The following is a 12,390-nucleotide window of genomic DNA, read 5'->3' on the forward strand; positions in this document are numbered from 1 at the left end:
TTCCCCGACGGAACTCCGTCGGGTCAGGACCAGTTTCACCGGGTACCCGGTGAAACCGGGCAAGACGGGAGCAGGAGACATGGCAAGCCCACGGATCAGGAAGATCGCCGACCGGATCCAGCAGATCGTCGCCGAGATGCTCGAGCGGCGGCTCAAGGACCCGCGGCTGGGGTTCGTCACGGTCACCGACGTGCGCCTCACCGGCGACAGCCAGAACGCCACGATCTTCTACACGGTGCTGCCCGACGTCTCGATCGAGCAGAGCGACGAGGCCGCGCTGGCCGCGACGGCCGCCGCGCTCGAGTCGGCCAAGGGCCTGCTGCGCTCCGAGGTCGCCAAGCAGCTCGGCATGCGGCACGCGCCGACCCTCGAGTTCGTCGCCGACGCGCTGCCCGAGTCGGCGCGGCACCTCGACGAGGTGCTGGCCAAGGCCCGCGCGCTCGACGAGGAGGTCGCGGCGCGTCGCGGCGCGGCGTACGCCGGCGAGGAGGACCCGTACAAGAAGCCGCGCGAGGTCGAGAGCGACGAGACCGACCCCGAGGATGACTGACCCGGGTCTCGTCGTCGTCGACAAGCCGGCCGGCCTCACCTCGCACGACGTGGTGGCGCGGGTCCGGCGCCTGGCCGGCACCCGCAAGGTGGGCCACGCCGGCACCCTCGACCCCATGGCCACCGGCGTGCTGGTGCTCGGCGTCGAGCGCGCCACCCGGCTGCTCGGCCACCTGATGCTCACCGACAAGGCGTACGACGCCACGGTGCGGCTGGGCGTCTCGACGGTGACCGACGACGCCGAGGGCGAGGTGGTGTCGACGACACCGGCGGGCGGGCTCGACGAGGCGACGGTGCGGGAGGCGCTGGCCGGGTTCACCGGCGACCTGCTCCAGGTCCCGACCGCGGTCTCGGCGATCAAGGTCGACGGCAAGCGCGCCTACCAGCGCGTCCGCGAGGGGGAGCAGGTCGAGCTCACCGCGCGACCCGTGACCGTGCATGAGCTCGTCGTCCACGACGTGCGCGCCGAGGGCGACGTCGTCGACGTCGACCTCTCGCTGCGCTGCACCAGCGGCACCTACGTGCGTGCGATCGCGCGCGACGCCGGGGCCCGGCTGGGGGTGGGCGGCCACCTCACCGCCCTGCGGCGTACGGCGGTCGGTCCGTACGGGCTCGACGTCGCCCGCACCCTCGACGAGCTCGCCGACGACTTCGCGGTGCTCCCGATCGCGGACGCCGCCCGCGCGGCGTTCGCCTCGGTCGACCTCGACGAGGACGCCGCCGGCGACGTCCGCGTCGGCCGCCCGCTCGACCTCGAGCTGGCCGGCCTGACCGCCGTCTTCGCCCCCGACGGCGCGTTCCTCGCGCTCTACGAGCCGCGCGAGGGACGTGCCCGCGCGGTGGCCGTCTTCACCTGAGCCCTAGAGTTCCCGTCGTGGAGATCTGGCGCTCGCTCGCCGAGGTGCCGGCCGACCTGGGCGGCACCGTCGTGACGATCGGCAACTTCGACGGGGTCCACCTCGGGCACCGACGGGTGCTGTCCCGGGCACGGGAGGTCGCGGACGAGCGCGGGCTGACGCTGGTCGCCGTCACGTTCGACCCGCACCCGATGGCGGTGCTCCGCCCCGAGCACGCGCCGACCCAGCTCACCACCGTCGAGCGCCGGGCCGATCTCCTCGCCGAGGCCGGCGCCGACCACGTGCTCGCCCTGCCCTTCGACGCCGACATGGCGTCGTGGACGCCCGAGGAGTTCGAGCGCCGCGTGCTGGTCGACGCCCTGCGCGCCAAGGCGGTGGTGGTCGGCGCGAACTTCCGGTTCGGCACCCGCGCCTCCGGCGACGTGGCGACGCTCCAGGCGCTCGGCGCGGAGCACGGCTTCACCGCCGAGGGCATCCCGCTCGACGGCGGGCCGATGGTCTGGTCGTCGACCTACGTCCGCACCTGCCTGGCGGCGGGCGACGTCGCGGGCGCGGCGGAGGCGCTCGGGCACCCGTACGCCGTCCGCGGCGTCGTCGTGCAGGGCGACCAGCGCGGCCGCGAGCTCGGCTTCCCGACCGCCAACGTGCCGACCGACGGGATGACCGCGGCGCCGGCCGACGGGGTCTACGCCGGCTGGCTCAAGCGGCTCGACACCGGCGAGACCTACCCGGCCGCGATCAGCGTCGGCACCAACCCGACCTTCGACGGCGTGCGCGCGCGGCGGGTCGAGAGCTACGTCCTCGACCGCACCGACCTCGAGCTCTACGGCGTCGAGGTCGAGGTCGCCTTCGTCGACCGGCTGCGCGGGATGGTGGCCTTCGACTCGGTCGAGGCCCTCGTCGAGCAGATGCACGCCGACGTCGACCGCGCGCGCGAGCTCGTCGGCGACGCCGCCGCCGAGCAGTAGCCTGCCCGCGTGCCGCCCAGGATCGATGCCTCCTCCCGAGCGGAGGCGTGGTTCCTCGAGCACGGTCTCCCGTACTTCGTCGACGACGTCCGGGCCGACGTGCGCCACCGGCTGCGCCGGTCACGGCTCCTCGTGGTGCTGGCCGTGGCCTGCGGGCTCGGTGTGGCGGCCGGGGTCGTGGTGGCCCTGCTGGCGGACCGCGACGAGGGCACCAACGGCTTCACCACCGGCGTCACGGTCGGGCTGGCCGTGGTCACCGTCTACGCGCTGCGCGCCCTCAAGGCCGACGCGATCGCCCGGTGGGCGGCGGGGCGTGCCCTGGGCAGCCTCGGTCTCCTGGTGCCCCTGGCGACCCGTGCGCTGCCGATGCTGCTGCTGTTCATCACCTTCCTCTTCATCAACACCGAGGTCTGGCAGGTCGCGAACGCGCTGAGCCCCGGTGTGCTCGGCGGCTCGGTGCTCTTCTTCGGCCTGGCCGCCGTGTTCTTCCTCGTCTCCCGGCTCGGGGAGGAGCTGGACGACGTCGACGACCTCGACTCCACGGAGGCGGTCGTGGCGGCCTGCCGCGACACCCCCGTCCAGTCGGAGGCGAGCGAGCTGGCGCTCCAGGGCGAGAAGCTCGCCGTGGACTCCCACGTCGTGGGCCTGGAGAAGGCCAACCTCGTGCTGGCGCTCGTCATCGCCCAGGCGGTCCAGGTGTTCCTGCTCGCGGTGGCCGTCTCGACGTTCTTCGTCCTCTTCGGCGCGGTGGCCATCGACGACCACGTCATCGAGAGCTGGGTGGAGGGCGGGGCCGACTACCGGCTGGGCCAGCACCTGGTCAGCGTCCAGCTGTTCAAGGTGGCGATCTTCCTCGGCTCGTTCAGCGGCCTCTACTTCACCGTCTACGCGATCACCGACGCGACCTACCGCCAGCAGTTCTTCACCGAGATCCTCCGCGAGCTGGAGCGCGCCGTCGGCGTGCGGGCGGTCTATCGAGACCTGCAGGACCACCGCCACGAGGCCGGCGTCACAGACGGAGGTAGGCCAGCACCGCCTGCACCCGCCGGTTGACCTCGAGATCGACCGGCAGGTCGAGCTTGGCGAAGATGCTGTTGATGTGCTTCGCGACCGCCTTCTCGGTGACGTGGAGGCTGGCGCCGATCGACGCGTTGGACTTGCCCTCGGCCATCAGCGCGAGCACCTCCCGCTCGCGCGGCGTCAGGCGCTCGAGCGGCTCGTCGCGGCGGCGCGCCATCACCGTGGCCACCACCTCGGGGTCGAGCACGGTGCCGCCGTCGAGGACCCGGCGTACGCCGTCGACGAACTGGCGCACGTCGGAGACGCGGTCCTTGAGCAGGTAGCCGACCGCGCCCTCGCCGCTGGCCAGCAGCTCGCGCGCGTAGAGCTGCTCGACGTACTGCGAGAGCACCAGCACGGGGAAGCCCGGCCGCTGCGCGCGCACCGCGATCGCGGCGCGGAGGCCCTCGTCGGTGAACGTCGGCGGCATCCGCACGTCGAGCACCGCGCCGTCGACCTCGGGGTCGAGCAGGGCGGCGTCGAGCTCGACCGCGTTGTCGACCTCGCGGGCGACCACGAAGCCCGAGCCCGCGAGGAGCTGGGTCAGCCCGGCTCGGAGGAGGGCGTTGTCCTCGGCGAGGACGAGGCGGGGCTCAGGACGCACGGCACCTCCAGCGTGACGATCGTGGGGCCCCCGTCGGGGCTGGACACCGCCATCGTGCCGTCGAACGCCGCCAGGCGTCGCATCACACCCCGCATGCCGGTGCCCGCTTCCGCATCGGCGCCGCCCCGGCCGTCGTCGCCGACCACGACGCGGAGCAGGCCGTCGCGATGGGCGAGCTCCACCCAGGCCTGCTGGTGGCCGGAGTGCTTGGCGGCGTTGGCGAGGCACTCGGCGACCGCGAAGTAGACCGCCGACTCGATGGGGGCGGGCGGTCGCCCGCTGAGGTCGCCGACCACCTCGACCGGCACCGCCATGTCGAGGGCCAGCGCCCGGATGGCGCCGTCGAGGCCCCGGTCGGCGAGCACCGGCGGGTGGATGCCGCGCACCACCGAGCGGAGGTCGGCGATGGCCGCGGACGTCGCGGCGCGCGCCTCGGTGACCGTGCGCCGCGCCGCCTCGGGGTCGCGCTCGAACTGCTCCTCCGCCATGCCCAGGCTCATCGACACCGCCACCAGCCGGGCCTGGGTCCCGTCGTGCAGGTCGCGCTCGAGCCGGCGCAGCTCGGCCGCCGAGTGGTCGACGGCCTCCGCCCGGCTCCGGGTGAGGGCCGCGACCCGCCGCTCGAGGGTCTCGGTGCTGCCGTAGGTGAGCAGCAGCCGGTCGACCTGCGACCGCATCGCCATCAGCGGGGGCGCGCCGAACCACCAGAAGAACCCGGTCGCCACCGCGAGGAGCAGCACGACCACGAGCAGCGAGATCACCCAGCCGACGGTGATCGCCCAGAGGATCCAGACCAGGTCTCGCCAGGTCATCGGGTCGGCGAGCACCGAGCGCAGCTGCACGAGCGGTCCACCCTCGGGCGCGGGGCGGTACGGCGGTGGCAGGTCGACGCCGAGCACGCGGCCGGCGAACTGCCGCTGCCGGTTGGCGACGACCCGGATGAGCGGCACCGCCGCGACCACGAAGACGACACCGACCCAGACGACCACCAGGAGCCCGCCCACGACGAACAGGACGAGGCCGATCACGAGGGGGACGAGCCAGAGCACCTGCTCGGCGGCGTACCCGGTGAGCTGGAGCCGCCCCGGCGGGGCAGGCTCCTGCGTGGGCACGGGCTGGGTGTCGGACACGCCTCCATCCTCTCCGAGCGCCGCCCGGCAGACAGTGGTGCCAGCACCACCAGCGCTCGGGTCCTGCGACCACTGACCTGCGGCTCCGCGGCGCGAAGGCTGGAGCCATGACGAACCCACTCTCATCTCTCGCTCATCGCACCGCCCGCTGGTGCGCCCTCCACCCCTGGCGCGCGATCCTCGGCTGGGTCGCGCTGGTGGCCTTCGCCGTCGGGCTGGCCACGATGGTGCCGACCCAGGAGAACACCGACGCCGACTACCGCCTCGGCGAGTCCGGGCGCGCGGACGCCATGGTCGCCGACGCCGGCTTCGACGACCCGGACACCGAGCAGGTGCTGATCACCGCCGGGCCGACCCAGACGGGGGGACAGCTCGACGACGCGAAAGCCCAGGAGGCGGCCGCCGCGGTCGTCGCGGCCATGACCGGTCTCCCGGGCGTCGACGACGTCGCCGAGCCCCAGGTGAGCCCGGACGGGTCGGCGTACCTCGTCTCGATCCAGCTCGCTCGCGATCAGGACGACGTGACCGCGCTTCAGGACGCCACCGCAGCAGTGCAGGAGGACTTCCCGGGGCTCCAGATCCGCCAGTCGGGCGATGTCAGTCTCGACGAGGCGATCGGCGACCGGGTGGCCGAGGACCTCTCGTCGGCCGAGACGCTCAGCCTCCCCGTGACGCTGATCCTGATGCTGCTCGCCTTCGGCGCGCTGATCGCGGCCGGCCTCCCGGTGCTGCTCGCCGGCAGCAGCGTCGCCGCCACCATCGGGGTGCTCGCGCCGGTCTCGCACCTGATCCACGCGGACGACACGGTCACCAGCATGATCGTGCTGATCGGCATGGCGGTCGGCGTCGACTACTCGCTCTTCTACCTCAAGCGGGAGCGCGAGGAGCGGGCCAAGGGCCACACCAGCCGCGACGCGGTGGAGATCGCCGCGCAGACCTCGGGGCACTCGATCCTGGTGTCCGGGGCCGCGGTGATCTGTTCGATGGCGGGGCTGTTCCTCATGGGCGACCCCACCTTCAACTCGCTGGCGTCCGGCTCGATCATCGTGGTCGCGGTCGCCGTGCTGGGGTCGATCACGGTGCTCCCGGCGCTGCTCGCCAAGCTGGGACGCTGGGTGGACCGCCCGCGCGTGCCGCTGCTCCACCGCGTTGTGCGCCGGATGCGCCCGGGCGCGGTCAGCGGTCGGATCCTCGGCCCGGTCGTCAAGCACCCTGCGGTCTCGCTGTTGCTCGGCGTCGTGGTCGTCGTGCTGCTCGCCGTGCCCGCCTTGGGCATGAAGACGCACAGCGGCAACCTCGAGACGCTGCCCGGCTCGATCGCCGAGGCGAGGACGATGCAGGACCTCAGCGACGCCTTCCCGTCGGAGGGCACCACCGCCGACCTGGTCGTGCGGGCCGAGGCCTCGCAGCAGGACGACGTGGCCGCGGCGCTGGCCGAGGTGGAGGCCGCGGCCGAGGAGTCGTCGCTCTTCCGCCCCTCGGGGACCGACGTGCAGGTGTCCCAGGACGGCACGGTCTCGGTGCTCACCCTGGCGATGCCGTTCAAGGAGTCCGACGGCCGCGTGGACACCGCGATCGGGGACCTGCGCTCCGACCTCGCTCCGGCCGCGCTCGACGAGCTCCCAGGGCCGACGGTGGAGTACGCCGTGGGCGGGGGCTCGGCCGAGTCGCTCGACTTCGTCGAGCGCCAGCAGTCGCGGCTGCCGCTGGTCATCGGGTTCGTGCTGCTCCTGACCCTGGTGATCATGGGCGTGACCTTCCGCAGCGCGCCGGTGGCGATCATCTCGGCGCTGCTCAACCTCGCGTCGGTGGGCGTGGCCTTCGGCCTCATGACGATGGTCTTCCAGCACGGGTGGTTCGAGAGCGCGCTCGACTTCAGCAGCCCGGGCTTCGTCATCGACTGGCTGCCGCTGTTCGTGCTGGTCGTGCTGGTCGGGCTGTCGATGGACTACCACGTGTTCGTGCTGAGCCGGATCCGCGAGCACGTGCAGCGCGGGCTCCCGACCCGGCTCGCCGTGCGCCAAGGCGTGACCGACACGGCCGGCGTCGTGACCAGCGCGGCCGCGGTGATGGTCTCGGTGTTCTCCATCTTCGCGACGCTGTCGATGCTGGAGATGAAGATGATGGGCGTGGCCCTGTCCGGGGCGATCCTCCTGGACGCGACGCTGATCCGGCTGGTGATGCTGCCGGCGGTCCTGTGCCTGCTCGGCGACCGGGCCTGGTGGCCGATGCGCCGCCCGCGCCCGCTGGGCGAGCGGGTCTCCGAGCGCGAGCCGGCGTACGACTCAGCCGGCGTCTAGGTCCTGCTCCACGAGCGCGGCGATGCTGTCGACGGCCGACTGGTCCTCACCAGCGACCTCGACGGTGTCGCCGTGCTTCGCGCCCAGGGTCATGAGCATCAGCGACGAGCTGGCGTCGACGCCGTTGATGGTCACGGTGCTGCCGAGGGCCCCGGCCGCCTCGGCGATGAGGGCGGCGGGGCGGGCGTGCAGGCCGACGGACGAGCCGACGGTGACGGACGTGCTGGGCATGGTTCTCCTCGTGTCGCGGGTCAGAGCTGCTGGACGACGACGCGCTCCGGGTGGAGGTCGTCGGGGCCGGGGATCGTGGTGCCGGGCAGCCCGGCCGCGGCGCTCCCGTAGGCCACCGCGAGGGCCAGCCGGTCGGGCGGGTCGAGGCGGCGCTGCTCGGCGAGCAGGTAGCCGAACAGCGTGCAGTCGCCGGCCCCGACGGTGCTGACCACGACGGTGGGTGGCGCCGGAGCGTGCCACGCGCCGTGGGCGTCCACCAGGACGGCACCCCGGGCGCCGAGGGTCGCCAGGACGGCGCCGACCCCGCGGTCGACGAGCGTGCGGGCGGCCTTCGCCGTCAGCGCCGGGTCGGTCTCGAGCTGGGCGGCGTCGCCGCCGGTCACCGACGCGAGCTCCTCGGCGTTCGGCTTCAGCAGGTCGGGTGCCGCGCCGGGCAGGCGGTCGACGAGCGCGGCCAGCGGGCCCTCGCTCGTGTCGACCGCGACCCGGCTGACCCCGCGCAGCCGCGCGACCAGGTCGGCGTAGTAGTCGCTGGACGCGCCGGGTGGCAGGGAGCCGGCCAGCACCGTCCAGGCGCCGCCCGCCGCACTGCTGACCAGCGCCGCGGCGAGGTCGTCGAGGTGCTCGGTCGCCACAGCGGCGCCCGGGCCGTTGAGCTTGGTCGTCGTGCCGTCCGGCTCGGTGAGCGTGAGGTTGACCCGGATGTCGCCCGCCGGCCGCGACGGACGGCAGTCGATGCCGGCCACCTCGAGCTCGTGGACGAACGGGTCGTCGGGACGAGCGGGGAGGACGGCGATGGTGGGCAGCCCGGCGGCGACCGCGGCCCGGGAGATGTTGACCCCCTTGCCGCCGGCCTGGGAGGTCATCGCCTCCACGCGCACCACGGCGCCGCGCTCGAGGGGTCCGGGCAGCGCGACCGTGCGGTCGAAGCTGGGGTTGGCCGTGAGCGTGACGATCGCGCCGGCGACGCCGGCCGCGGCACTCATGCGCGCACCACGTCGAGCCCGATCGCCTCGAACGACGCTGCGTCCTCGCCGTCGATGCCGTCGTCGGTGACGAGGACGTCGACGTCCTCGAGGTCGGCGAAGCGCACCGTGCGCTCCTGCCCGACCTTGGTCGCATCGGCGAGGACGACCACGCGCTGGCCGCTCGCGATGAGCGCGCGCTTGGTCGCGGCCTCCTCGGGGTCGGGGGTCGAGAGGCCGTGGCGCACCGAGATCCCGTTGGTGCCCACGAACGCCAGGTCGGCGCGCAGTTGGCCGATGGCCTCGATGGTCGCGTGTCCGACGGCCGCCTGGGTGGCCGGCCGCACGCGGCCCGGGAGCAGGTGCAGCTCGACGTGGGGGAGCGGTGCCAGCAGCGCGGCGATCGGGACGGCGTGCGTGATCACGGTCCAGTGGTCGGTGGGCGGCAGCAGGGCGGCGAGCCGCACCGTCGTGCTGCCGGCGTCGAGCAGGAGCGTGCAGCCGCCCTCGGGCAGCAGCGCGGCGGCCGCCCGCGCGATCCGCTCCTTCTCGCCGGCCTGGGCGAGGTCGCGGTCGGGGAGCTGGGCCTCGAGCATGGTCACCGAGCGCGTCGAGACCGCGCCGCCGTGCACCCGCCGCAGCAGCTTGAGCTTCTCGAGCTGGGAGAGGTCGCGCCGCACCGTCTCGGTGGTCACGTCGAAGTGCGAGGCGAGCTCGGTCACCGCGACGCGGCCGCGGGTGGCCACGAGCTCCGCGATGGCCTGGTGCCGCTCCTCGGCGTACATGGCGTGCTCCTGACTGGGCCGGGCGTGGATCTGTGAATATGTTGTTTTAGTCCCGAATATGTTGACTGTCAAGGACGGCGTGCCCTTGGATGAGGACATGGTCACCTCCTCCGCTGCCGAAGTCGGCCACGCCACGCTGCGCGGAACGCCCGTGGTTCCGGGACTCGCGTTCGGTCCGGTGCTGCTGGTCGCGCACGAGGTCTCGCCCGCCGCCGTCGTGGCGTACGCCGGCCACGACGACGTCGAGTCGGCGCTGACGGCGTACGACGCCGCCGCCCAGGCGGTCGCGGAGGGCTTCACCGCGAAGGCGGCGCGGGCCAGCGGCGCTGCGACCGAGGTGCTGACCGCCAGCGCCGGCCTGACCCGCGACAAGGGCCTGCGACAGGCGGTCGCGACGCGGGTCGAGGGCGGGGCGCCGTTGCTCGAGGCCGTCCACGAGGGCGTGGCGCAGTTCGTCGACGTGTTCACGGCGATGGGCGGGCTGATGGCCGAGCGCGCGACCGACCTGCTCGACATCGAACGCCGCCTCGTCGCGCGGCTGGTGGGGGAGCCCGAGCCGGGCGTGGTCCTGCCCGAGGCCGCCTCGGTGCTGGTCGCCGCCGACCTCGCGCCGGCCGACACGGCGGGTCTCGACCCCGACGTCGTCCTGGCGCTCGTGACGGAGAAGGGCGGCGCCACCAGCCACACGGCGATCATCGCGCGCCAGCTCGGCATCCCGTGCGTGGTCGGGGTCGCGGGGGCGATGGGCCTCGAGCCGGGGACGAGCGTGCTGGTCGACGCGATCGCTGGCACCGTCGAGAGCGGCGTCGACGCCGACGCGGCCACCGCCCGGGTGGAGGCCGACCGCGCCGCCCGGGCGGCCACCGACTCCTGGACCGGGCCGGCGGCCACGACCGACGGCGTCCGGGTCAAGCTGCTGGCCAACGTGGCCGACGGCGAGTCCGCGCGCCACGCCGCCGGCGCTCCGGTCGTGGGCGTCGGTCTCTTCCGCACCGAGCTCTGCTTCCTCGACCGGCGGGACGAGCCCTCGGTCGAGCAGCAGGCGGCGATCTACGGCGAGGTGCTGGACGCGTTCGCCGGCGAGGACCGCTACGTCGTCGTGCGCACCCTCGACGCCGGCTCCGACAAGCCGATCGCCTTCGCGACCCTCGACGACGAGGAGAACCCCGCCCTCGGCGTCCGGGGTCTCCGGCTCTCGGTGCATAACCCCGGGTTGCTCGAGCGGCAGCTCGACGGCATCGCCGCCGCCGCGTCGGCGTCCGCGACCGAGACCTGGGTGATGGCCCCGATGGTCGCGACGATCGCCGAGGCGCGGGAGTTCGCCGAGCAGGTGCGGGCGCGCGGGCTCAAGGCGGGCGTGATGGTCGAGGTGCCCTCCGCCGCCCTCCTGGCCGACCGGGTCCTCGAGGTCGTCGACTTCCTCTCCATCGGCACCAACGACCTCACGCAGTACACGATGGCCGCCGACCGCCTCGCCTCGGACCTCGCTCACCTGACCGACCCCTGGCAGCCCGCCGTCCTCCAGCTGATCGCCGCCACCGCGGCCGCTGGACAGCGGGCGGGCAAGCCGGTCGGCGTCTGCGGCGAGGCCGCCGCCGACCCGCTCCTGGCCGTCGCGCTGATCGGCATGGGCATCACCTCGCTCTCGATGGCCGCGGCCGCCGTGCGCGCGGTCGGTGCACAGCTGTCGTCGGTCTCCTCCGACACCTGCCGGGCGGCCGCAGAGGCCGCGCTCGCCGCCCCCGACCCGATGGCTGGCCGCGACGCCGTGCGGGCCGTCGTCTCGTGACGTCGACCCGGCGCGAAGTTCGCGCCGGGTCGACGGCTCAGGGCTCGACCGTGACCTTGATGGCCTCGCCGTTCTTGACGATCTCGAACGCGCCGAGCACGTCGTCGAGCGGTAGGTGGCGGGTGATGAGGTCCTTGACCGGGACCTGGCCGGTGGAGATGTACTCCAGCGCACGCTTGTTGTGCTCGGGCGCGGAGCCGTTGGCGCCGTGGATGTGCAGCTGGCGGTAGTGCACGAGGTTCGAGTCGCAGGTGATCGTCGGGTTGGTCTTGGGCAGGCCGCCGAAGAACGAGATCCGTCCGTTGCGCGCGGCCATGGAGATCGCCTGCTCCTGGGTGATGTTGGCGGCGGTGGCCGTGATGATCACGTCCGCGCCGCGGCCGCCGGTCAGCTCCATGACCCGCTCGACGACATCGACCTGGGAGCCGTCGATGGTCTCCTCCGGCCCCACCGCCTCGGCCGACATCTTCAGGCGCTCGGCGTTCACGTCGACGAGGTAGACCGGGCCGGCCTGGTGGACGCCGCGGGCGATCCGGATGTGCATGCACCCGATCGGCCCGGCGCCGAAGACGACGACGGTGTCGCCGGGCTCGATGCCGAGCAGCTCCTGGGCGTTGATCGCGCAGGCGAACGGCTCGGCGGCGGACGCCTCGTCGAAGCCGACGTTGTCGGGGATCCTGTTGAGGCCGTCGACCTTGAGCACCTGCCGCGGCACGATCATGTACTCCGCGAAGCCGCCGTCGTACTGGTAGCCCACCGACGTCTGGTTCTGGCACACCGCCATCCAGCCCTTGCGACACTCGTGGCACTCACCGCACGGCACCGCGGCGATGACCTGCGCCCGGTCGCCGACCTGCCACGAGGCGCCGTACGTCGCGTTGACCTCGGCTCCGACCTCGACCACCTCGCCGGCGATCTCGTGCCCGATGATCCGCGGGGGCGTGAGGTTCTGGTGGCCGTTGTGGAAGATCTTCACGTCGGTGCCGCACGTGGAGCAGTTCCGGACCCGCAGCTTGATCTCGTCGGGGCCGCACGTCGGCTCCGGCGCGTCTTCCAGCCGGACGTCTTCGGGGGCGTAGAACCTCAAGGCCTTCATGACGCCGACGCTAGTGCGTCCATCCACCAAAGACCACATCAACGGGCAAGAAATTGT

General features: G+C 73.3%; 12 protein-coding genes. 6 read left to right on the plus strand and 6 right to left on the minus strand.

The features are described 5' to 3' along the window. Positions 1-79: 79 nt before the first annotated feature. From rbfA to G514_RS30170, 4 genes are read left to right on the plus strand one after another with little or no spacing between them, the layout of a single operon-like run. Positions 80-550: a 30S ribosome-binding factor RbfA gene (gene rbfA / locus G514_RS0106715; protein ID WP_028651130.1), complete on the plus strand. Its 471-nt coding sequence runs from the start codon at positions 80-82 to the stop codon at positions 548-550. Then, a complete protein-coding gene (truB, locus tag G514_RS0106720; protein ID WP_028651131.1) occupies positions 543-1,406 on the plus strand; it encodes a tRNA pseudouridine(55) synthase TruB in 864 nt (287 codons plus the stop codon). The genes rbfA and truB overlap by 8 nt, the downstream gene beginning before the upstream one ends. A 17-nt stretch (positions 1,407-1,423) precedes the next feature. Next, complete coding sequence (locus tag G514_RS0106725) at positions 1,424-2,374, plus strand: bifunctional riboflavin kinase/FAD synthetase (protein ID WP_028651132.1); 951 nt, start codon at positions 1,424-1,426, stop codon at positions 2,372-2,374. Positions 2,375-2,383: 9 nt separating this feature from the next. Next, a complete protein-coding gene (locus tag G514_RS30170; RefSeq protein ID WP_051246995.1) occupies positions 2,384-3,427 on the plus strand; it encodes a hypothetical protein in 1,044 nt (347 codons plus the stop codon). Here the strand turns inward: G514_RS30170 and G514_RS30855 are convergent. Together G514_RS30855 and G514_RS30860 are read right to left on the minus strand one after the other, a co-directional pair. Further along, on the minus strand, positions 3,384-4,037 hold the full coding sequence (locus G514_RS30855; RefSeq protein ID WP_028651133.1) for a LuxR C-terminal-related transcriptional regulator: 654 nt from the start codon (positions 4,035-4,037) through the stop codon (positions 3,384-3,386). The genes G514_RS30170 and G514_RS30855 overlap by 44 nt on opposite strands. Then, on the minus strand, positions 3,977-5,167 hold the full coding sequence (locus G514_RS30860; protein WP_051246997.1) for a sensor histidine kinase: 1,191 nt from the start codon (positions 5,165-5,167) through the stop codon (positions 3,977-3,979). Before G514_RS30860 ends, G514_RS30855 begins: the two co-directional genes overlap by 61 nt. Before the next feature lie 107 nt (positions 5,168-5,274). Here G514_RS30860 and G514_RS0106745 point away from each other — a divergent pair, with 107 nt between their 5' ends. Beyond that, positions 5,275-7,467, plus strand: coding sequence for an MMPL family transporter (locus G514_RS0106745; RefSeq protein ID WP_028651135.1), 2,193 nt, complete (start codon positions 5,275-5,277; stop codon positions 7,465-7,467). Here the strand turns inward: G514_RS0106745 and G514_RS0106750 are convergent. The 3 genes from G514_RS0106750 to G514_RS0106760 are packed head-to-tail and all read right to left on the minus strand — an operon-like array spanning position 7,453 to position 9,448. After that, on the minus strand, positions 7,453-7,698 hold the full coding sequence (locus G514_RS0106750; RefSeq protein ID WP_028651136.1) for an HPr family phosphocarrier protein: 246 nt from the start codon (positions 7,696-7,698) through the stop codon (positions 7,453-7,455). The two genes, G514_RS0106745 and G514_RS0106750, sit on opposite strands and share 15 nt — an antisense overlap. 20 nt (positions 7,699-7,718) lie before the next feature. Beyond that, the gene (locus G514_RS0106755) at positions 7,719-8,684 is read right to left on the minus strand and encodes a 1-phosphofructokinase family hexose kinase (RefSeq protein ID WP_028651137.1); all 966 of its coding nucleotides are present in this window, start codon (positions 8,682-8,684) and stop codon (positions 7,719-7,721) included. Next, complete coding sequence (locus G514_RS0106760) at positions 8,681-9,448, minus strand: DeoR/GlpR family DNA-binding transcription regulator (RefSeq protein ID WP_028651138.1); 768 nt, start codon at positions 9,446-9,448, stop codon at positions 8,681-8,683. Before G514_RS0106760 ends, G514_RS0106755 begins: the two co-directional genes overlap by 4 nt. A 97-nt stretch (positions 9,449-9,545) precedes the next feature. Here G514_RS0106760 and ptsP point away from each other — a divergent pair, with 97 nt between their 5' ends. Continuing rightward, positions 9,546-11,237 carry a phosphoenolpyruvate--protein phosphotransferase gene (gene ptsP, locus G514_RS0106765; protein WP_028651139.1) on the plus strand — a complete coding sequence of 564 codons (1,692 nt, stop codon included), beginning with the start codon at positions 9,546-9,548 and terminating at the stop codon, positions 11,235-11,237. Positions 11,238-11,274: 37 nt separating this feature from the next. Here ptsP and G514_RS0106770 read toward each other — a convergent pair whose 3' ends face one another. Continuing rightward, complete coding sequence (locus G514_RS0106770) at positions 11,275-12,333, minus strand: zinc-dependent dehydrogenase (protein ID WP_028651140.1); 1,059 nt, start codon at positions 12,331-12,333, stop codon at positions 11,275-11,277. Between the last annotated feature and the right edge of the window lie 57 nt (positions 12,334-12,390).

Source organism: Nocardioides halotolerans DSM 19273 (genome assembly GCF_000422805.1).
In the GTDB taxonomy this organism is placed as follows: domain Bacteria; phylum Actinomycetota; class Actinomycetes; order Propionibacteriales; family Nocardioidaceae; genus Nocardioides; species Nocardioides halotolerans.